Here is a 19,332-nt window from a genome sequence, read left to right as displayed (position 1 = left end):
CCGCAAGATCAGGCGGCGGCGCGGGAGAACTCCTCGAACGCCTCCATCGCGTGCGCGGCGTACATCAGCGACGGGCCGCCGCCCATGTAGACCGCCACGCCGAGCATCTCGCGCACTTCCTCGGCGGTGGCGCCCAGGCGCACCAGCGCCTTGGCGTGGAAGCCCAGGCAGTCGTCGCAGCGCACCGCCACGCCGATGGCCATTGCGATCAGTTCCTTGGTCTTCTCGTCGAGGTGGCCGGGCGCCAGCGCGGCGCGCGCCATCGCGCCGAAGCCCTGCATCACCTCGGGGATGCCGCTGCGCAGCGGGGCCAGGTGGCGGTTGGTGCGGGTGGTCAGTTCCTGGTAACGGTCGGTGCTGGACATGCGCAAAACTCCTGTGGTGATGGGATGCGGGCCGCCGGGGTTCAGGCGGCCGGTGCGGACGGCGGCTTGCGCGCCACCAGGTCGATCAGCGCCGACATGCCGCGGTGGCCGCTGCCTTCCTCGATGACGCTGTCGTGCGAATGCAGGTGCAGGATCTCCATGCCGGCGAAGGCCTCGCGCAGCAGGGCTTCCTCGTAGAGGTTCTCCGCCTGCGCGGGGCCGCCGGTGCCGTAGCCGATCTGGGCGGTGCGGTAGCCCTGCAACAGTAGCAGCCCGCCAGGCCTGAGCGCCCGGCGCATGCCGGCGAACATCGCCTCGCGCAATGCCGGCCCGGCGAACTGGATGAAGATGGCGGCGATCAGGTCGAAGCGTTCGCTGCCCCAGTCCCAGGCGGACAGGTCGGCCAGCTCGGTGTCGATGCGCACGCCGTGCGCGGCGGCCAGCCTGGCGGCCTTCTCCAGCCCCACCGCCGACGCGTCGACCGAAAGCACGCGCAGGCCCTGTCCGGCCAGCCACACGCCGTTGCGGCCCTCGCCGTCGGCCACCGCCAGCGCGTGCATGCCGGGGCGCAGGCGGTGCGCCTGCGCGGCGAGGAAGGCGTTGGGCGCGGTGCCGAACACATAGTCGTCGGTGGCGTAGCGCGCGTCCCAGCGGGCGGTGTCTGCGGTTGCGGTCATGGCGGCGTGCAGGGAAAAGATCAGCGGGCCAGCGGCAGGCCGGCCGCGACCCAGGCGGCCATGCCGCCGTCGACGTTGACGAAGCGGCGGCGGCGATCCCGCGCCAGCAGCGCGCGCGCCGCGCGCGAGCGCATGCCGCTGTGGCAGATCAGCAGCACTTCCTCCACGCCCTGATCCAGGCCGAGCGCGTCGAGGGTGGCCGCGCCGCCGGCGCGGATGCACGACAGCGGCAGGTGCAACGAACCGGGGGCGTGGCCTGCGGCGTATTCGCCCGGCTCGCGCACGTCCACCAGCACCGCGCCGGCGTTCATCCGCTGCACCGCCTGGCGCGGCCCCAGCCGCTCGCCGCCGAGCCCGAGCAGGTCCTTGAGCAATCCGATCACTTGTGTCTCCCGGCAGCGCCCGCGCGCAGGTGCGCGGGGCTGCAATAGATGCCGTGCAGGGTATGGATGATGTCGAACGCCGGACCCGGCGCCAGCGCGTAGAACACGTTCTGGGCGTCGCGGCGGGTGCCGACCAGGCCTTCCTCGCGCAGCACGGCCAGGTGCTGCGACAGCGCCGACTGGCTCAGGTCGAGCAGCGCGTTGATCTCGCCGACCGAGCGCTCGCCTTCGGCCAGCAGGCACAGGATCTGCAGGCGCTTCTCGTTGGCCAGCGCCTTCAGCAGCTGGGCCGCGTCGCTGGCGTGCCTGCGCATGGCGTCGGGATCGATGTTCAGGCGTCGGGACTTGGCGGGCATGTGCTCACTCGTTGCGGGAATCGCGATCGGCCAAGGGTAAACCGGCCTCGCACCAGCCCGCGATGCCGCCGGCCGGCGGGCGCGCCTGGTCGAAGAGGGAAGCCTGCATCGATGCGCTCCAACAAATTAGTTGACTCTAATATAAGAGATTGCTAATGTTATTGCAACCGGAGCGAAACCGCCCCATCGCGGGGCGGCCGGGAGGCGGGAGGGGTGTCATGGCACGCATCGTGGTACTGGGAGCCGGCATTGGCGGCATGAGCGCGGCCTACGAACTGCGCGCGGCGCTGGGCGCGGACGTCGAAGTCATGGTGATCGGCGAGGGCGATCTGTTCTCGTTCACGCCGTCCAATCCCTGGGTCGCGGTGGGCTGGCGCACGCCGGCCGAGGTGCAGCTGGCGGTGCCGGCGCCGCTGGCCAGGCGCGGCATCGCCTTCGAGCCGGCCGGCGCCGAGCGGGTCGAGCCGGCGCAGAACCGGGTGGTGCTGCGCGACGGCCGCCAGGTGGACTACGACTACCTGGTCATCGCCACCGGCCCGCGGCTGGCGTTCGACGAGGTGCCCGGGCTGGGGCCGGAAGGCGGCTTCACCCAGTCGGTGTGCACCACCGCGCACGCGGCCGGTGCATGGGAGGCCTACCAGCGGTTCCTGCAGAACCCCGGCCCGGTGGTGGTGGGCGCGGCGGCCGGCGCGAGCTGCTTCGGCCCGGCCTACGAGTTCGCGATGATCCTCGACCGCGACCTGCGCAAGCGCAAGCTGCGCGACAAGGTGCCGATGACCTACGTCACCCCGGAGCCGTACATCGGCCACATGGGGCTGGGCGGGGTCGGCGATTCCAAGGGCCTGATGGAGTCGGAGCTGCGCCAGCGCCACATCAACTGGATCGTCAACGCCAGGATCACCGGCGTGCGCGACGGCGAGATGGAGGTGGCCGAGATGGACGAGGACGGCAAGCCGAAGAAGGCCCACGTGCTGCCGTTCCGCTACTCGATGGTGCTGCCGGCCTTCACCGGCGTGGACGCGGTGCGCCAGGTCGAAGGGCTGGGCAACCCGCGCGGCTTCGTGCTGATCGACCGGCACCAGCGCAACCCGACCTACCGCAACGTCTTCTCGCTGGGCGTGTGCGTGGCGATCCCGCCGGTGGAGCAGACCCCGGTGCCGACTGGCGCGCCCAAGACCGGCTTCATGATCGAGTCGATGGTGACCGCCATCGCGCACAACATCCAGGCCGAACTGAAGGGAGAGCCGGCCACCGCCGAGGCCACCTGGAACGCGATCTGCCTGGCCGACATGGGCGATACCGGCGCGGCCTTCGTGGCGCTGCCGCAGATCCCGCCGCGCAACGTCACCTGGGCCCGGGTGGGCAAGTGGGTGCACGTGGCCAAGATCGCCTTCGAGAAGTATTTCATGATGAAGATGAAATCCGGCAACACCGAACCCGTCTACGAAAAGTACGTGCTCAAGCTGCTGGGCATCCTGCGCGTGCGTTGAACCAACCAAAACAGGAGAAATGCAATGAACCTCGACCGTGCCGTGCTCGCCTTCGCGGGCGTGATGATCCTGATCAGCATCGCGCTGGTCCATTTCGTGTCGCCGTGGTGGCTGCTGTTCACCGCCTTCATCGGCCTGAACATGCTGCAGGCCAGCTTCACCGGCTTCTGCCCGGCGGCGATGCTGTTCCGCCGCCTCGGCATCGCCAGCGGCTGCGCCTTCAAGTAAGCGGGCGGAGAACCATGAAGCCCAATCCGTCTATCGCCGCCCGGGCGGCGCTACCCGCGTTGATGCTGCTGGCGCTGGCCGGCTGCGGCGGCGATCCCGCGCAGCCGGCGGCCAAGCCGCATGACGTCCGCACCGTGGAGGTGCTGGCCGCCGACGCCGGCGGCGGGCGCAGCTGGGATGGCGTGGTGGAGGCGGTGCGCCAGGCCGCGCTGTCGGCGCAGACCGGCGGCCGCGTGGTCGAGGTGCGCCGCGACGTCGGCGACCGCGTGGCCGCCGGCGAGGTGCTGGTGCGGCTGACCGCGGTGGAGCAGCAGGCCGGGGTGGACGCGGCGCGCGCGCAGCTGCGCGCGGCCGAGGCCTTCCTGGCCGAGGCCGAGAGCAACCACCAGCGCTATCTGTCGCTGGCGGACGCGCAATACGTGTCGAAGGCGCAACTGGACCAGGTGCGCGCGGCGCGCGACTCGGCCCGCGCCGCGCGCGACGCCGCGCGCGCGCAGCTGGCCAACGTCGGCCAGCAGAGCGACTACACGGTGGTGCGCGCGCCGTATGCCGGCATCGTCAGCACGCGCCGGGTGGAGCCGGGCGAGACGGTCGGCCCGGGCCAGCCGCTGATGGCGATGTACGCGCCGGAGGCGCTACGCATCGAGGTCGGCGTGCCGCAGTCCGACGCCGAGGCGATCCGCGCCAACCCGGTGGCCGGGGTGCGCTTCGACGATGGCCGCCGCGTCGAGGCCACGCAGGTGACGGTCTACCCGAGCGCCGACCCGGCCACCCACAGCGTGGCCGTGCGCGTGCAGTTGCCGGCGCTGGATCCGGCGCCGCAGCCGGGCGGCACCGCGCGGGTGGCGTTCCCGGCGGTGGCCGGCGCGGGCCATCCGCGCGTGCCGGCCTCGGCATTGGTGCGGCGTGGCGAGGTCAACGCGGTCTACGTGCTGGCCGATGGCCGCCTGTCGCTGCGCCAGTTGCGCCTGGGCAGCCAGGCCGGCGACCAGGTCGAGGTGATCGCCGGGGTGGAGGCGGGCGAGCGGATCGCCGCCGATCCGGCGGCCGCGCTGCAGGCGCTGGTCGCCGCGCGCAAGGACGGGGACTGACATGGCGATGCAGGACGCAACGCGGCGGCTGGGCGTTTCCGGGCGCCTGGCGCGGACCTTCCAGGACAACCCGCTGACGCCGATCCTGGCGCTGCTGGGCCTGCTGCTGGGGCTGGTGGCGGTGATGATCACCCCGCGCGAGGAAGAACCGCAGATCGACGTGACCATGGCCAACGTGATCGTGCCGTTCCCCGGCGCCGACGCGCGCCAGGTCGAGCAGATGGTCACCTATCCGCTGGAGCAGAAGCTGGCGGAGATCGAGCAGGTCAAGCACACCTATTCGGTCAGCCGCCCGGGCATGGCGGTGCTGACGGTGGAGTTCGAGGTCGGCGTGGCGCGCCAGCCGGCGCTGGTGCGCCTGTACGACAAGGTGTTCTCCAACCAGGACTGGATGCCGCAGAACCTGGGCGTGGGCCAGCCCATCGTCAAGCCCAAGGGCATCGACGACGTGCCGGTGATGGCGCTGACCCTGTGGACCGACGATCCGCAGCGCGGCGCGCGCGAGCTGGCCGAGGTGGCGCACACGCTGGAGACCGAGCTCAAGCGCATCCCCGGCACCCGCGACGTCTACACCATCGGCGCGCCCGAGCGCGCGGTGATGGTGACGCTGGATCCGGCGCGGCTGGCCAGCCACGGCCTGACCGCCAGCGACCTGGGCCAGGCCCTGCGCTCGGCCAACCTGGCCCGCCAGGCCGGCGAGCGGGTCGGCGCCGGAGGCGTGACGCAGGTGACCTCCGGCCAGTTCCTGGCCGACCGCGCCGACGTGGCCGACCTGGTGCTGGGGCTGGACGGCGGCAAGCCGGTGCGGCTGGAGGACGTGGCGGCGGTGGCCGACGCGACCGACGCGGCGGTGTCCTACGTCTGGCACGGCGCACCGGCCGGTCGCGCCGGCCCGGCTTCCGGCATCGCCCCGGCGGTGACGCTGGCGATCGCCAAGAAGCCGGGCAGCAACGCCGCCGACATCACCGCCGCGGCGCTGCGGCGGGTGGAGGCGCTGCGCGGGCAGGTCATCCCCGACGGCATCGAGGTGCAGGTCACCCGCGACTACGGCGCCACCGCCAGCGACAAGGCGCAGACGCTGATCAAGAAGCTGGCCTTCGCCACCGGCTCGGTGGTGCTGCTGGTGCTGTTCGCGCTGGGCCGGCGCGAGGCCATCGTGATCGGATCGGCGGTGATCCTGACCCTGGCGGCGACGCTGTTCGCCTCGTGGGCGATGGGCTTCACCCTCAACCGGGTGTCGCTGTTCGCGCTGATCTTCTCCATCGGCATCCTGGTCGACGACGCCATCGTGGTGGTGGAGAACATCCACCGCCACATGAGCCTGGGCGGCAAGTCGCTGCGCGAGGCGATCCCGCCGGCGGTGGACGAGGTCGGCGGCCCGACCATCCTGGCCACCTTCACCGTGATCGCCGCGCTGATGCCGATGGCCTTCGTCAGCGGCCTGATGGGGCCGTACATGCGGCCGATCCCGATCAACGCCTCGGTGGGCATGCTGCTGTCGCTGCTGATCGCACTGGTGGTCACGCCGTGGCTGTCGCTGAAGCTGCTGTCGCGCCACGCCCCGGCGCACGCCGCCGCGGGCGCGGACGGGCAGGGCAACGGCCACGCCGGCATCGCCGCGCGCCTGCACGTGCTGTTCGAGCGGCTGATGGCGCCGTTCCTGGACGCCGGCAAGGGCGGCCGCCGCCGCGGCGCGCTGTTCCTGGGCATGGCCGCGCTGGTGGTGCTGGCGGCCAGCCTGGCGGTGTTCAAGCTGGTGGTGCTGAAGATGCTGCCGTTCGACAACAAGTCCGAGCTGCAGGTGGTGGTGGACCTGCCGGAAGGCCGCACGCTGGAGGACACCGACGCGCTGCTGGCCGAGCTGGCCGCGGCGCTGGACCGCGTGCCCGAGGTGCGCGACTACCAGGGCTACGCCGGCACCGCCGCGCCGATCAACTTCAACGGGCTGGTGCGGCAGTACTACCTGCGCGCCGGCGCCAACCTCGGCGACCTGCAGGTCAACCTGGTCGACCGCCGCGAGCGCAGCCGCAAGAGCCACGACATCGCGGTGGCGCTGCGGCCGCAGCTGGACGCCATCGGCCGCCGCCACGGCGCCTCGGTCAAGGTGGTGGAAGTGCCGCCGGGGCCGCCGGTGCTGGCGCCGATCGTGGCCGAGATCTACGGGCCGGACTACACGCTCGCCCGCCGCATCGGCCGCGCGCTGGAACAGCGCTTCCTCGCCACCGGGGGCATCGTCGACGTGGACAGCAGCGTCGAGGCCGAGGCCACGCGCGAACTGCTGGTGATCGACCGGGTGCGCGCGGCGCGGCTGGGCGTGGTCCAGGCCGACATCGCCGAGACCCTTGCCGCCGGGCTGGGCGGCTGGGACGCCACCTACGTGGTCAACGCCGGCTCCCGCTACCCGCGGCCGATCCGGCTGCGCCTGCCGGTGTCCGACCAGGCCGCGCTGGAGCAGGTGCTGGCGCTGCGCGTGCGCGGCGGCCAGGGCCAGCTAGTGCCGCTGTCGGAACTGGTGCAGGTGCGCACGGCCGGCTGGGACGGCGCCATCCACCACAAGGATCTGCTGCCGGTGGTGTACGTGACCGGCGACGAGAGCAGCCGCATCGACAGCCCGCTGTACGGCATGTTCGACCTGGTCGGGCAGGTGGCGGACAACGACATCGCCGGCCAGCGCCTGGGCCAGCACTTCATCGCCCAGCCCGAGGACGGCGCCGGCTTCGCCATCAAGTGGGACGGCGAGTGGCAGATCACCTACGAGACCTTCCGCGACATGGGCATCGCCTACGCCGCCGGCATGGTGCTGATCTACCTGCTGGTGGTGGCCTATTTCCGCAACTACGTGGTGCCGCTGGTGATCATGGCGCCGATCCCGCTGACCGTGATCGGGGTGATGCCCGGCCACGCGCTGCTGGGCATGCAGTTCACCGCCACCTCGATGATCGGCATGATCGCGCTGGCCGGCATCATCGTGCGCAACTCGATCCTGCTGGTGGACTTCATCAACCACGAGCTCGCGCGCGGCCGCAGCGCGGCGCAGGCCGTGGTCGACGCCTGCGCGGTGCGCGCCCAGCCGATTGCGCTGACCGCGCTGGCGGCGATGGCCGGCGCGTTCTTCATCCTCGACGATCCCATCTTCAACGGCCTGGCCATTTCGCTGATCTTCGGCATCCTGGTGTCCACGGTGTTGACGCTGGTGGTGATCCCGCTGCTGTACTACGCGCTGATCCGGCGCCCCAAGGAGGCAAGCCCATGACCCGGTTCCCCCGCAATGCCCGCTTCGCGCCGCACGCCGCCTGGCTGGCCCTGATCGTGCTGGCCGGTTGCCAGACGCCGCCTTCGGCCACCGCGCCGGCTCCCTCCACCGCGGAGCCGGCGGCTCCCGCACCCGCGGCCGCGGCGCAGGATTCGCTGGCGCGCGCGCAGGCGGCGGCGCAGGCGTTCAGCGGCCGCCTGCGCGGCACGCTGCAGGCGGCGGTGCAGGCCGGCGGCGCCGAGGCCGCGGTCGACGTCTGCCATTCGGCCGCGCCGGCGATCGCCGAGGAGGTGATGCGCGAGCACGGCGTGCGGCTGGGGCGGGTGGCGCTGCCCGGCCGCAACCGCAACCCGGGGCAGGCGGCGCAGGGCTGGCAGCACGAGGCGCTGCTGGAATTCGAGCGCGCGGTACAGGCCGGTGCGCCGGCCGCGGCGCAGGCGTCGGTGCGGCGCGACGGCCTGCCGGTCGGCGTGGCCCTGCGCATGGTGCGCGGCATCCCCACCGAGCCGGGTTGCCTGGCCTGCCACGGCCGCGAGGTCGCGCCGGCGGTGAAGGCGGCCATCGCGCGGCATTATCCGGGCGATGCGGCCACCGGTTTCGACGTCGGCGGCCTGCGCGGCGCGCTGTGGGTGGAAGTGCCGGCCGCCGGCAACGCCGGGATGGAATGACGGAGACACGCATGGACAGCCTCGAACCGATCCGCATCACCCTGGAGCAGGAGAGCGACTTCGCCTTCCGCGTCAGCTTCGACGACACCGCGCTGGCGCCGCTGCTCACCGACGAGCCGGCGCCGCTGGGCCGGGACCAGGGGCCGAACCCGTCGCGGCTGCTGCTGGCGGCGGTGGCCAACTGCCTGGCCGCCAGCCTGCTGTTCGCGCTGCGCAAGCATCGCAACGCACCGGGGCCAATCCACGCCGAAATCTGCGCGCTGCCGATGCGCAACAAACATGGCCGCTGGCGGATCGCCTCGGCCAGGGCGACCCTGAAATTGCCCGGTCACAATGCCGACTACCACAATCTCGACCGCGTGCTGGCCCAGTTCGAGGACTTCTGCATCGTCACCCAGAGCGTGCGCCAGGGCATCGACGTCGAGGTCAACGTCGTCGACGGCGAGGGCCGGGTGCTGTTCGGCGACAAGAGCTTCGAGGCGGGGGCATGAGCACCGGCACTCTCCTGCAGATTGCCTGCCCGCAGTGCGGCGCCATCAACCGCGTGCCCGCCGGACGCCTGCCCGACGCACCGAAATGCGGGCGCTGCCACCAGCCGCTGTTTACCGCGCATCCGCTGGTGATCGAGTCGGACGCGATGTTCCAGGCGCATGCGGCCCGGAGCGACCTGCCGCTGCTGGTGGATTTCTGGGCGCCCTGGTGCGGGCCGTGCCGGATGATGGCGCCGCATTTCGAGGCCGCCGCCGTGCAGTTGGAACCTGCCATGCGGCTGGCGAAAATCGACACCCAGGCGCAGCCGGAGCTCGGCGCGCGTTTCGGCATCCGCAGCATCCCCACGCTGGTGATGTTCAAGGGCGGGCGCGAGATGGCGCGCACGTCCGGCGCCATGACGGCGGGCGAGATCATCCACTGGGCACGGGTGCAGCTCGGACAGGGGCGGTAACCATGCCGATGTCCCGCCGCCGCGCGCTGCTGTGGCTGGCCGCCGGCCTGGGCGCATCCGGCTTCGCCGTCTCCCGCCTGCGCGGCCGTCCGTCGCCACCATCGCCCGAACGCCGGGCTTCCGCCACCGCCACCATCACGACAACAGGGCAGGCCAACGCCATGACTCGCATCGTCATCCTCGGCAGCGGTTTCGCCGCGCTGACCGCCATCCGCCGGCTGCGCGAACAGCGCGTCGATGCCGACATCACCGTGGTGTCGCCACGCAATGAGCTGGTCTACCTGCCCAGCCTGATCTGGCTGCCATCGGGCGGGAAGACCGGCGACGACCTGCGTATCCCGCTGGCCGGATTCTTCCAGCGCATGCGCGTGCGCTGGCACGAAGGCAGCGTGCGGCAGGTCCTCGACGGCGGACGCCGCGTGGTCACCGACCGCGGCGAACTGGCCAACGACGTGCTGATTGCCGCCACCGGGGGGCGCTACCTGCGCAAGCTGCCGGGCATCGAGCACGCGATCATCCCCTGCGAAGGCATCGCCGCGGCCGAAGCCATCCGCGATCGCCTGGCGGCGATGGACGGCGGCACCATCGCCATCGGCTTCGCCTCCAACCCGATGGAGCCGGGCGCGGTGCGCGGCGGGCCGATGTTCGAGTTTCTGTTCGGCATGGACACCCTGCTGCGCCGCCAGGGCAGGCGCGACAGGTTCAGGCTGGTGTTCTTCAATCCGTCCAGCGAGCCGGGCCAGCGCCTCGGCCCGTCCGCGGTGCGGAAGCTGCTGGGACGGATGCGCGAACTCGGCATCGAAACGCACCTGGGCCACAAGCCGTTGCGCTTCGAGGCGGACAAGGTGGTGACCGAAGGCGGGGAATTCGCCGCCGACCTGATCCTGTTCATGCCCGGCCTCACCGGCCCGGCGTGGCTGGACGACAGCGAACTGCCGCGCTCGGAAGGCGGCTTCGTCGCCGCCGACGAGCATTGCCGCGTGCGCGGCCTGGAACGCGTGTATGCGGCCGGCGACATCGGCAGCTATCCCGGCCCCGACTGGATGGCCAAGCAGGCGCACCAAGCCGACCTGCAGGCCGAGGCGGTGGCGAGGAACATCGCCGCCGAACTGCGCGGCGAACCCGCCAGCCACGGCTTCAAGACCGAACTGGCCTGCATCGTCGATGCGCTCGACAGCGGCCTGCTGATCTATCGCAGCCAATCGCGCACCTTCACCTCGCCGCGTTCGCGGATGTTCCATTGGCTCAAGCGCAGGTTCGAGGACCGCTACCTCAGGGCCTATCGTTGAATCCACCGGCCGGTTGCCGATGCGCACGGTGCTGGTGGCCGCCGCGGCGCTGCTGGCGTGGTGGCTGGCGCGCGCGCTCGCCGGGCGCATGGGCAGCCGTCGACAGGAGCGTGCCGAAGCGGACCGGTCCGGTGATTTCTGCAGGGTGACCGGCGCCGACGGCCAGCGGCTGCGCGGCGGCACCGTCGCGGCGGCCTGAAGCGGCGGTCGCGGCCGCGGGGTTCGTGGCATCATCGCCGGCGCATGGCCACCGAAAAGCCCACCGTCATCGCGCCGATCCGCGGCAAGGCGACCTCGCTCGACATCGCCCACCTGGCGGGCGTCTCCCAGCCGACGGTGTCGCGCGCGCTGCGCGGCAGCCCGATGGTCAGCGAGGAGACGCGCAGGCGCATCCTGGCCATCGCCGAGCAACTCAACTACAAGGTCGACAAGAACGCGTCGAACCTGCGCCGGCAGCACTCGGGCACGATCGCGCTGCTGTTCTTCGAGGATCCGACTCCGGACGACTCGCAGATCAACCCGTTCTTCCTGTCGATGCTGGGCTCGATCACGCGCGCCTGCGCCTTGCAGGGCTACGACCTGCTGATTTCCTTCCAGCAGCTGTCGACCAACTGGCAGGCCGACTACGAGGACAGCAACAAGGCCGACGGGCTGATCCTGCTGGGCTACGGCGACTACCTGCAGGCGCAGTCGCGGCTGGAGCAGCTGGTGCAGCAGGGCACCCATTTCGTGCGCTGGGGCGCGGTGCTGCCGGGGCAGCCAGGGGTTTCGATCGGCTGCGACAACTTCCAGGGCGGGCACGACATCACCGCCCACCTGATCGCGCAGGGACGCCGCGGGATCGCCTTCCTCGGCGATGCCTCCAACCACTATCCGGAGTTCCTGGAGCGCTACCGCGGCCACGCGCAGGCGCTGCGGGCGGCCGGGCTGGAGGCGTCGCCGCAGCGGCAGGTCGATGCGATCACCACCGAGCAGTCCGGCTACGAGGCGGTGCAGGCACTGCTGGCGCGCGGCCAGCGCTTCGACGCGGTGTTCGCGGCCAGCGACCTGATCGCCATCGGTGCGATGAAGGCCCTGCACGAGCGCGGCCTGCGCGTGCCCGATGACGTGGCGGTGGCCGGCTTCGACGACATCCCGCTGGCCAGCTTCGTCAATCCCGGCCTGTCCACCGTGCAGCAGGACACCAAGCTGGCCGGCACGATGCTGGTCGAGAGCCTGCTGAAGCTGATCAATGACGAGCCGGTGGAGAGCCGCACGATTCCGGTCCGGCTGGCGCTGCGCGGTTCTTCCGGCGCGATCTGAATCTCTGTCGCCGTTCGGGCGCAGGCCGCGACCCGTGGGCTTGAACCAAGGCCGGCAGGAAAATCGTCGGCCCCGGCCCCGGCCCCGGCCGCGCAAGCGTGCACGATGCGGAGGCGTATCGACAGGCATCTCCGTCTTCTCTAGAATGGGAATGATTCTTATTTGTCGCCATCGGCGACTGCCACCGGGCGTGTCTACCGGTGACAGGTGTAAGGCGACACATGATTTGCGAAATACGGACACATGATTTGCGAAACCCCGGCCGGGCCACTTGAGCGCCCTTCAATCGCTGGTTTCACGCCCTTCGAATGCCAATACCTGAAACCAGCGCCACCGCATCAGGCGCCCTGGGCACCGGCAGGCTATAACAACTGGGCCTGGTTGTCGTCCCAGCTCTTGATGATGAGTTCCCCCGCCGGCTTGTCCCGGCCCTCCCGGCCGATGGTGTACCGGATTTGCAGCGGGACCATCGTGAACCCGGCGAACGCCTCGACGTAGCACTCGTGGGCGGGGAAATGTGGATAGAGGTGTTTCAGCAGACGGCGCTTGCCGCCGGGCCACGGAATGATGGGCTGGGTCATGTTCTCAACCTGTGCGAAGTGAGCCGGTCAGAATCACCACGCTCTCGCGGGAGCGCAGGGTCTCGGCCGGAATGCACGCGGTTCAGCGCGTGGGTTCGGCGGCGACGCGGGCACTTGCCGGTGTCCGCGTCGTCGCCCTGTTTCTATGGGAAAGGCCGTGCCAGGCCAACAATCCTGGCGAGTTCGCTCACAACATCACAGCCTCGGCCTTGCGCTTCCTGCAGCTGCTGCATTTCAGTGCGCTGCTGATCTTCGAGAGCGCTCCGCTCGAGTTCGTGCTTGCGTGCCAACTCGGTTAGTTCGCGGGCCTGCGCTGCGGCTATTCCAGTGTACTTGCTCATTGTGGCAACGCCGGCACTTCGGCAACGGTGATACCGCTCGCGTAGTAGTCGCCGCCCAGGTGCTGAATCGCCCCGACGCGACCCACGCCATAGATGGCAGTCCTGGCCAGCTCAGCGGCATCGACCCCGCCGCTGGCGCCGCGCCAGCGCGGCACGGCCACGCAGCGCCGGTCCTGCGCCAGCGCCATGCGCAGCCACTCCCAGTCCATGTTGTTCGCCAGGCCGCCGCACCGTACGTTCTGCGGGCCGTCCGGGGTGAAGCTTGCGGTGAGCTGGCGGTACGGCACGCGCAGGCTGGACGCCGGCTGCGCCGCGAGGCTGCGCGTGGTTTCCGTCGTGTCGATGGTCTCGACGGCCCAGTCCGCCTGGTGCGCGATTTCCACCGCCGGCATCACCACCACTTCGCCGATCTCGACAATGCCCTGCGCGGTGCCGATGACGATGCTAATGCTCGAGGTCGCCGAGCCCGGCGGCGCCAGCAGCCAGGCAGCAACGGTGCCATCGGCGAGCCGGCGCGTGATGCCACTGGCACCGGCAGCGGTGACGCTGATGCCGGCCGGTAGGTTCAGGCCGAGCAGCGCGACCAAGCGCACGACGATGGGACTTGCCAGCGTGATGCTGAGCGTCGGATTGCCCACACTGCGCTGGATGCGCGTTGCGCGCGCCGGCCGGCCGTCAAACAGGGCGGCGCCGACGTCGGACGTGAGCCAGCTGCTGCCGGCGGCGAGCGAAACGGAAGAAACGGCGGGCATGCCGTAGCCGATAAGCATCGTTATCCCCAAAGAGCCAGCGTGATATCGCCCGTGGCCGGATTGCGGCGGCGGCCGCGCACCAGCACGTGCTTGCCGCCAGCCAGGCCATAGCGCGGGTACGTGATGCGGCCGACCTCGCCTGGCCGCGGCGCGAACGCCGGATCGCCGGCGAAGGAAGCGATGAAGAAAGCGCGCTGCTGGCCGTACATGACGAGGACGCGATTGGCCTCGGCATGGGCATCCTCGGCGCGCCAGAAGCACGACACGAAGGGCTCGGCCGTGTCCGCGTGCGCGTAGCGCGCCGGCAGCGCACCGCCGGCGTACACCTGGCCGCGCCACAGGCCGGTCAGTTCGTCGCGTCGCGCCGGCGGCACATCGACCACGTCTGTGACCAGATCGGCGTGGCCCAGCGCCTGCGCGTTTGGCCGGTAGGCCCATCGACGCGTCAGGTTCGGCGCCATGTCGGGGGCGCAGCCAAGATCGGCCTGCAGGTCCTTCTTCGACACATCGAACGCCAGCGCACCGCTGGCCGCCTCGGGCGCGACGACGCGAACGAAGCGCAGCACGCCGTCATCGTCGCGGTACCACCAGGCGCTGTAGCTGGGCAAGATCGCCGCGAGCGCATCGCGCACGGTCACCGCCGGCGAGGCAGCGTAGTAACCGATGCCGGCATAGCCGGTCGCCGCGTCAATGGCCTGCGCATCGGCCTTCGACCAAGCGGCGAAGCCGATGCGCCGGAACAGCTCGGTTAGCGCCTGCGTCAGCGTCGCCGGCGCCGGGCCGGCGCCGATGCTCGACACGTCGCAGACCACCGGCCCGAGCGAGGGACTTGTCATGACGATCTGCTGTCCATCCGGCGCCACCTCGTACGTGCCCGACTCCATCGCATCGCCACGGTCCAGCACGACATCCACGGCGGCCAGCGGTGCGTCGGAGAGGAACAGCACGGTACCGTCGCTGTTGGCCGGCTGCGCCAGCGCGCTGGCGACCGCGCCGATCACCGCCGGCTGCGGCTTCCATGCCAGCGCGGGGATGCTGGGCAGGTAGACGCCGCGCGTCACCGACTCGTCCAGGGCCGCGTGCGGGTCATCGAGCGTGATGCGCTTGCGCGCGTCGTCCTCGATGTCGATGCGCTCAATGACGTATCGCGCCACCGCATCCGCGCCGGCGACGGTGCCGGCACGCGCGCCAAGGCGCACAGCAATCGGAATACCCGACACGTCCTGCATCGCCATCTCGTCGAGCACGCCGTCCGGGTCCAGCACCCGGCACGTGGCGCGGTCGCCGCGCACCGGCGGCTCGCCGGCCCAAGGCCAGAAGCCGATTTCAGCAGCCGTTTCCAAGCCCTCGACGATGAGACCCTCGTAGCGCGCATGCGCCGGTGAATCGGTGGCGGCGCTGAGATAGTCCAGGTCGGCCAGGTGCAGGGCAGCCGGCAGCACGCGCGGCGCCGCCCAGCCGGCGGCGGCCGCATCGCTGCGGTGTGGCCACTGGCCGGCGTTGACGGCACACACCAGGCCGCCGGCCTCGGCGGCCGCCAGCGCAACGGCGAAATGCAGCGCGCCGAGCGGCGAGATGGACTGCGTGTGCACCAGCTGCTCGCCGGCGTAGAACCGCACCTGCGGCACGCCTGCGAACGCGACGCGAACGCCGACCATATCGCCCTTGAAGATTTCCGGCAGGCCGGTGGCCACGACGCTGCCGTTGACCACGACCTGGCCGGTGTGGAGTTGCCAGCCGATGCCTTGCGGCCCGATGCCAGCCGACAGCGATGCGCCGCTCGGTACCAGGCCAATGACCGCGCGCAACTCGCCCTCGCCCCAGAACGTGAACTCGACGCCATGCGTGCCGCTGGCGTGCGCGATGTCCGAGCGTGCCACGCTAGTCACGCCGACCGCGCCGGTAGACGACAGGGTGAGGCCGCCGTCGCGCGCAGCGAGTGCGGGGCCTATGGGCGTCGAAGAAAAGCGAGCGTACATCATCATGACTCCGTCGATGAAAGTGAAATCACCTGCTCGGTCGCACTTAGCCCCAGGATGTTGCGAGCTGAGATGGCTGCGCGGTAGATGTACGGGCCGGCGCTGCTGCTGTTGTCCGTGCTTGTGCTGGAAGCCGACAGGGTGATGCTCACAAGCGTTGTGCCGCCCGGCCCCGCGTCGGCTTCATACGATGCATCGCTGACGCCCGTTGCATTCAACGTGGTGAACAGGGTTTCACTTGCGGTGCCGATTTTGCGGAAAACTTGCACGGTCGCGCTAACGGGCTTGCCGTCGAAATCGGCAACCTGATTGCCCGGCAAGCCCTGGCCGACCGCCACCGTGTATGAACACAACACGGTCTTTGCGCCGCCCTGGCTTGGGAACGGGCCGATGGAAACACTGGCGGCCGGCGAGGTGCTTTCGCTGCGCGCGGCCTCCCGCTGAATACCGATGTGCAGCGCGCCACCGAAGTAAGCGTTGCCGGAGGCGTCGAACCAGATCGTGCCGTTGGACTTGCTTGCGCTGCCCACGCCGACGTTCGGCCCGGCGTACAGCATGAGGTCGCCGCCTGTGCCGAAGCCGTTGCCGATGACAACTTGCGTACCGCCGCGCCAAACGCGCAGGTAGCCGTCCTGCACCTCCATGCCGTTGGTCGCGCCGGGCGACAGCAGCCGAAAGACGTGAGCGAGGACGTTGAACTCGGCGAGGACGCCGTCGTTGATGGACTGCACGCCAGAAATCAGGTTGCCGGCCGTGAGATAGACGCCCCAGGTTGCTTTCGCCGCGCCGAGTGAGTTGACTTCCGCTTGCAGCAGGCTGGTCGCGTTCGCGACGTTGATTAACTCCCCATCGAGCCCCGTGATTTGTACGTTGATGCTGGTGAGTTTCTGGCCGTGCGATGTGAGTATGTCGCCTTGCAGGGTGCTTGTAACCTGCAGCGCACTGAGGGCGCTGCCCTGTGTCGCTTGCGCGCCCTCCACATTGACAACGCGGGTTGTGAGCGCGGTCGTGCGGGAAGATTCGGCTTGCAGGCCATCTTCGAGTACGGATACGCGCGTGTTCGTAACCACCACCGCATTTGCTGCTGCCGTCGCTTTGTCGCCAGCATCTTTTGCAAGCAGACGGTTGTGCTCATCGATGGCGACCCAGCCCGCAGCTTCGGCGGCGTACCAGCGCTGGAAATGGTCCTGAAGCGGCGGCAGCTCTGTGAGCTGGAGACCCTGCGCATACATCGCCGTGAGGATGCCGAACGGCCGCGCGCGCATCGCCGGCTCGCCGATGCGGCCGACGCGGGCCGACATGCCCACCTCGACAACAATCGGCGCCGCCGAAATGACAAGGTACTCTTTCAGCGCCGAGCGCGCGGCCACCTCAACAGTGACGACGATGGGTGCTGCGCCGAGCGGGACAAGAATGGTCTCGTCCAGCGTTGCCGTAGCGACAAACGCAACCTCAATCTCTATCGGTTGCGTGCTGAGCGCAGGCCCAATGCCGCCCGGCGCACCGATTGAGCGAACATCACCGGACGGCAACCCACGCAGGCGGCCATCCGGAGTGGCGCGATAAATCGTCATTTGCGATCAGTCCGCTGCGTACTCGGCGTGAAGGTCAGCAAATAGTTGCTTGATGTAGCCGATGACAAGCAGCGGTGAGATTTCCTGCTCGCCGACAATAACGGAGCGCTGCATCAACTCCTGCAACGTCAGCGCGTATTCTCCGCGCGGTGTCAGCTGGTGGAATACGCCATCCCTGTATTCCATCTCGTCCACTTGAAAATGCACGCTTCCGGTGTCCGTGTCCGGATTCCAGTTGATGACGATGCGCGGGGATACGATTTCCGCGCGAATGGTGCGCTGCTCTTCACTCACGATGATGGCCATGCTTACCTCACTTGGGGCGCAGCGCGAGCGCCACGCTGATTGAACTGGGAGCCGTTCCGCTGTTGTAACCGAGCACGTAGTTACTTGCCGGGCTTGTGCCGCCCGTCCAGGGCTTGGAGTACATGCCAGCGGACACGTGGGCATTTCCGGTCGGGTTGTGGGATGACTGGCGTGCGATGCTAGTGAACCCGGTGGGCGCAGGAATGGCGCCGTATGCGCCCGACACGTAAACCGAACTACCCAGCAACACGCCGACAACCAAGGCTCCCGGCGTTGTCGGCGTAATCGCCGGAACGCGTGTGCGCACATTGTCGGGCCAGTATTCTACTTGCGGCGAAATATCCAGAGGATTGGTTGTTGAGACGCCTCTAAATACACCCACCAGCAATGCCGTCATCGAGTTCGCGCCAACGCCAGCGAATTCAACGGATGCATCCGGAGTGCCTCCCATCAACTTGACGAAGATTCCGGCATTGGATGCCATTGCTCCGACTGACGAGGCTTGATGAAGATCTTCGGATTTTGTGTATCCGCTGGTCAGCAAGGAAATGGCGGCGTTGCCATTGAAACTGCCACACACTGCGGCCAGCACAATGTCGCCCTGTTGAACAGCGGCAGGCAAGCTTGCGGCGCCTGCATTGGTGCCGTATACGATGCTCACGCCCGAATGCACGAGCGTGATTCCGGCGCGGCGCACAGACCCGATGATTCCAAGATTTAACATCAAGCCCCCCCGAACTGGCCGAAGAGCAGCCATTCGTTCAATGCGACTCGCTTGATGCCTAGCGGCTTGTACTGTCCGCCGCTCGTCGCACTGATGTCGGCTGCTTTGCGAAGCGTGACCCCGCTTCCGGCAACAAAGCTGACCGCGCCAGCGCCCCACTGAGCGCCCTCCAGCTGACAATCATCCGGCCACGCGACCGAAGACTGCGGCGGAATCGTCACCGTCTGCGCCGTGGCGTTATTGAAGCGGATGAAGCGGTTAGCATGCGCAAGTGAAAGGGTTGCGGATGCGCCCGCGACTTCAACGCTGGATGCGCCGCCCGATTCCAGCGTGAGCGTACCGGATGCAAGCGACAGCCGAATCCCACTGCCGCCAACGATTTTGCTAAATAAATAGGCGAGAAGCTTTGCGGACGTGACACGAAGCCCGCTATTCGGTACCGGTGGGACGGCCTCCGGATCGCCGTCCGGCCGCTCGATTTCAAGCATGTCCGCGTCGGCCAGCGCGGCGGCCTCGTCCAGGGCGGAGATAGGGAGCGCCGACATTACGACACCACCCATGAAACTTCGCCCGGCTCAAACACTGGCGCCTGCCCCGGCGTAACTTCGACGCTCACGGGCTCGGCGAGTTGCGTAAAGAAATGCAACTTGCCTTGGCCGCTGGCAGACGTGCCGATGCCGATGTGGGTGATCGTGGAACTTCCACTCGTGCACCGAGGGAACAGGATTTGCACTGCATTTGTCACTTCGCCGGCAACCTGACCAATGACGTCTTCCATCACACCCCAGCCGGCCGCGTTGCGAGGCACCGCGACTCGCGCGTAACCGCCGTAGTCGGCTTCACTCGTGTTCTGATGCGCGTCCTCGCCCAGTGCCTCGGTGTGCAGCGAAACCCACCAACTCCCCGAGGCGGTCGATGATTGAAGTCCGGCCGCATCACCGATACCCGCCATCGGGAGGTTGTGGAAAAAATGCTTTGCGAGCTCAATGCGGAATTCTTTTGTGGTTCGAGACATGTCGGGTTCCTCTAA

General features: G+C 69.2%; 22 protein-coding genes and 1 pseudogene. 11 read left to right on the top strand and 12 right to left on the bottom strand.

Features of this window, described 5'->3' with window-relative positions; all coding sequences use genetic code 11:
* Positions 1 to 8: 8 nt before the first annotated feature.
* From AAG688_RS11370 to AAG688_RS11355, 4 genes are read right to left on the bottom strand one after another with little or no spacing between them, the layout of a single operon-like run.
* Positions 9 to 365, bottom strand: a complete 357-nt coding sequence (locus tag AAG688_RS11370) for a carboxymuconolactone decarboxylase family protein (protein ID WP_411832353.1) — start codon at positions 363 to 365, stop codon at positions 9 to 11.
* A 41-nt stretch (positions 366 to 406) separates the two neighbouring features.
* A complete protein-coding gene (locus AAG688_RS11365; RefSeq protein ID WP_411832352.1) occupies positions 407 to 1,042 on the bottom strand; it encodes an SAM-dependent methyltransferase in 636 nt (211 codons plus the stop codon).
* 20 nt (positions 1,043 to 1,062) lie between these two features.
* Positions 1,063 to 1,425: a rhodanese-like domain-containing protein gene (locus AAG688_RS11360; protein ID WP_411832351.1), complete on the bottom strand. Its 363-nt coding sequence runs from the start codon at positions 1,423 to 1,425 to the stop codon at positions 1,063 to 1,065.
* Positions 1,422 to 1,781, bottom strand: a complete 360-nt coding sequence (locus AAG688_RS11355) for an ArsR/SmtB family transcription factor (RefSeq protein WP_411832350.1) — start codon at positions 1,779 to 1,781, stop codon at positions 1,422 to 1,424. The genes AAG688_RS11360 and AAG688_RS11355 overlap by 4 nt, the downstream gene beginning before the upstream one ends.
* Before the next feature lie 218 nt (positions 1,782 to 1,999).
* On the opposite strand from AAG688_RS11355, the gene AAG688_RS11350 reads away from it, so the two are divergent.
* The 10 genes from AAG688_RS11350 to AAG688_RS11305 are packed head-to-tail and all read left to right on the top strand — an operon-like array spanning position 2,000 to position 12,045.
* Positions 2,000 to 3,271, top strand: a complete 1,272-nt coding sequence (locus tag AAG688_RS11350) for an NAD(P)/FAD-dependent oxidoreductase (protein WP_411832349.1) — start codon at positions 2,000 to 2,002, stop codon at positions 3,269 to 3,271.
* Between the two features lie 24 nt (positions 3,272 to 3,295).
* On the top strand, positions 3,296 to 3,499 hold the full coding sequence (locus tag AAG688_RS11345; RefSeq protein ID WP_411832348.1) for a DUF2892 domain-containing protein: 204 nt from the start codon (positions 3,296 to 3,298) through the stop codon (positions 3,497 to 3,499).
* A gap of 14 nt (positions 3,500 to 3,513) precedes the next feature.
* Positions 3,514 to 4,590 carry an efflux RND transporter periplasmic adaptor subunit gene (locus tag AAG688_RS11340; RefSeq protein WP_411832347.1) on the top strand — a complete coding sequence of 359 codons (1,077 nt, stop codon included), beginning with the start codon at positions 3,514 to 3,516 and terminating at the stop codon, positions 4,588 to 4,590.
* 1 nt (position 4,591) lies between these two features.
* Positions 4,592 to 7,843: an efflux RND transporter permease subunit gene (locus AAG688_RS11335; RefSeq protein WP_411832346.1), complete on the top strand. Its 3,252-nt coding sequence runs from the start codon at positions 4,592 to 4,594 to the stop codon at positions 7,841 to 7,843.
* Positions 7,840 to 8,511, top strand: coding sequence for a DUF3365 domain-containing protein (locus AAG688_RS11330; protein WP_411832345.1), 672 nt, complete (start codon positions 7,840 to 7,842; stop codon positions 8,509 to 8,511). The genes AAG688_RS11335 and AAG688_RS11330 overlap by 4 nt, the downstream gene beginning before the upstream one ends.
* A gap of 11 nt (positions 8,512 to 8,522) precedes the next feature.
* Positions 8,523 to 9,002 (top strand): OsmC family protein, encoded by a 480-nt coding sequence (locus tag AAG688_RS11325; RefSeq protein ID WP_411832344.1) that lies wholly within the window; start codon positions 8,523 to 8,525, stop codon positions 9,000 to 9,002.
* The gene (gene trxC, locus AAG688_RS11320; RefSeq protein WP_411832343.1) at positions 8,999 to 9,454 is read left to right on the top strand and encodes a thioredoxin TrxC; all 456 of its coding nucleotides are present in this window, start codon (positions 8,999 to 9,001) and stop codon (positions 9,452 to 9,454) included. Before AAG688_RS11325 ends, trxC begins: the two co-directional genes overlap by 4 nt.
* A 2-nt stretch (positions 9,455 to 9,456) precedes the next feature.
* A complete protein-coding gene (locus AAG688_RS11315) occupies positions 9,457 to 10,743 on the top strand; it encodes an NAD(P)/FAD-dependent oxidoreductase (RefSeq protein ID WP_411832342.1) in 1,287 nt (428 codons plus the stop codon).
* Between the two features lie 13 nt (positions 10,744 to 10,756).
* Positions 10,757 to 10,942, top strand: a complete 186-nt coding sequence (locus tag AAG688_RS11310) for a hypothetical protein (RefSeq protein WP_411832340.1) — start codon at positions 10,757 to 10,759, stop codon at positions 10,940 to 10,942.
* Positions 10,943 to 10,986: 44 nt separating this feature from the next.
* Positions 10,987 to 12,045 (top strand): LacI family DNA-binding transcriptional regulator, encoded by a 1,059-nt coding sequence (locus AAG688_RS11305; RefSeq protein WP_411832339.1) that lies wholly within the window; start codon positions 10,987 to 10,989, stop codon positions 12,043 to 12,045.
* A gap of 476 nt (positions 12,046 to 12,521) precedes the next feature.
* On the opposite strand, the pseudogene AAG688_RS11300 reads toward AAG688_RS11305, so the two are convergent.
* A pseudogene (locus AAG688_RS11300) lies at positions 12,522 to 12,626 on the bottom strand (DNA adenine methylase); the annotation flags it as partial.
* A 71-nt stretch (positions 12,627 to 12,697) separates the two neighbouring features.
* Between AAG688_RS11300 and AAG688_RS11295 the strand changes: the two are divergent.
* Positions 12,698 to 12,925: a hypothetical protein gene (locus tag AAG688_RS11295; RefSeq protein WP_411832338.1), complete on the top strand. Its 228-nt coding sequence runs from the start codon at positions 12,698 to 12,700 to the stop codon at positions 12,923 to 12,925.
* 38 nt (positions 12,926 to 12,963) lie between these two features.
* Here AAG688_RS11295 and AAG688_RS11290 read toward each other — a convergent pair whose 3' ends face one another.
* From AAG688_RS11290 to AAG688_RS11260, 7 genes are all read right to left on the bottom strand, one after another.
* Positions 12,964 to 13,737 carry a hypothetical protein gene (locus AAG688_RS11290; protein ID WP_411832337.1) on the bottom strand — a complete coding sequence of 258 codons (774 nt, stop codon included), beginning with the start codon at positions 13,735 to 13,737 and terminating at the stop codon, positions 12,964 to 12,966.
* Between the two features lie 2 nt (positions 13,738 to 13,739).
* Entirely contained in the window at positions 13,740 to 15,701 is a 1,962-nt protein-coding gene (locus tag AAG688_RS11285) for a hypothetical protein (protein WP_411832336.1), read from the bottom strand.
* Positions 15,701 to 17,272, bottom strand: a complete 1,572-nt coding sequence (locus tag AAG688_RS11280; RefSeq protein ID WP_411832335.1) for a hypothetical protein — start codon at positions 17,270 to 17,272, stop codon at positions 15,701 to 15,703. Before AAG688_RS11280 ends, AAG688_RS11285 begins: the two co-directional genes overlap by 1 nt.
* Positions 17,273 to 17,278: 6 nt before the next feature.
* On the bottom strand, positions 17,279 to 17,578 hold the full coding sequence (locus AAG688_RS11275) for a hypothetical protein (RefSeq protein ID WP_411832334.1): 300 nt from the start codon (positions 17,576 to 17,578) through the stop codon (positions 17,279 to 17,281).
* A gap of 7 nt (positions 17,579 to 17,585) precedes the next feature.
* Entirely contained in the window at positions 17,586 to 18,239 is a 654-nt protein-coding gene (locus tag AAG688_RS11270; RefSeq protein WP_411832333.1) for a hypothetical protein, read from the bottom strand.
* Between the two features lie 62 nt (positions 18,240 to 18,301).
* The gene (locus AAG688_RS11265; RefSeq protein ID WP_411832332.1) at positions 18,302 to 18,847 is read right to left on the bottom strand and encodes a hypothetical protein; all 546 of its coding nucleotides are present in this window, start codon (positions 18,845 to 18,847) and stop codon (positions 18,302 to 18,304) included.
* The gene (locus AAG688_RS11260) at positions 18,847 to 19,317 is read right to left on the bottom strand and encodes a hypothetical protein (protein WP_411832331.1); all 471 of its coding nucleotides are present in this window, start codon (positions 19,315 to 19,317) and stop codon (positions 18,847 to 18,849) included. The genes AAG688_RS11265 and AAG688_RS11260 overlap by 1 nt, the downstream gene beginning before the upstream one ends.
* Positions 19,318 to 19,332: the final 15 nt, after the last annotated feature.

It is taken from the genome of Pseudoxanthomonas mexicana (assembly GCF_046736355.1).
Lineage (GTDB): Bacteria > Pseudomonadota > Gammaproteobacteria > Xanthomonadales > Xanthomonadaceae > Pseudoxanthomonas_A > Pseudoxanthomonas_A mexicana_B.
The sequence above is the reverse complement of the archived record's forward strand: the minus strand, read 5'-3'. Positions and strand labels throughout refer to the sequence as shown.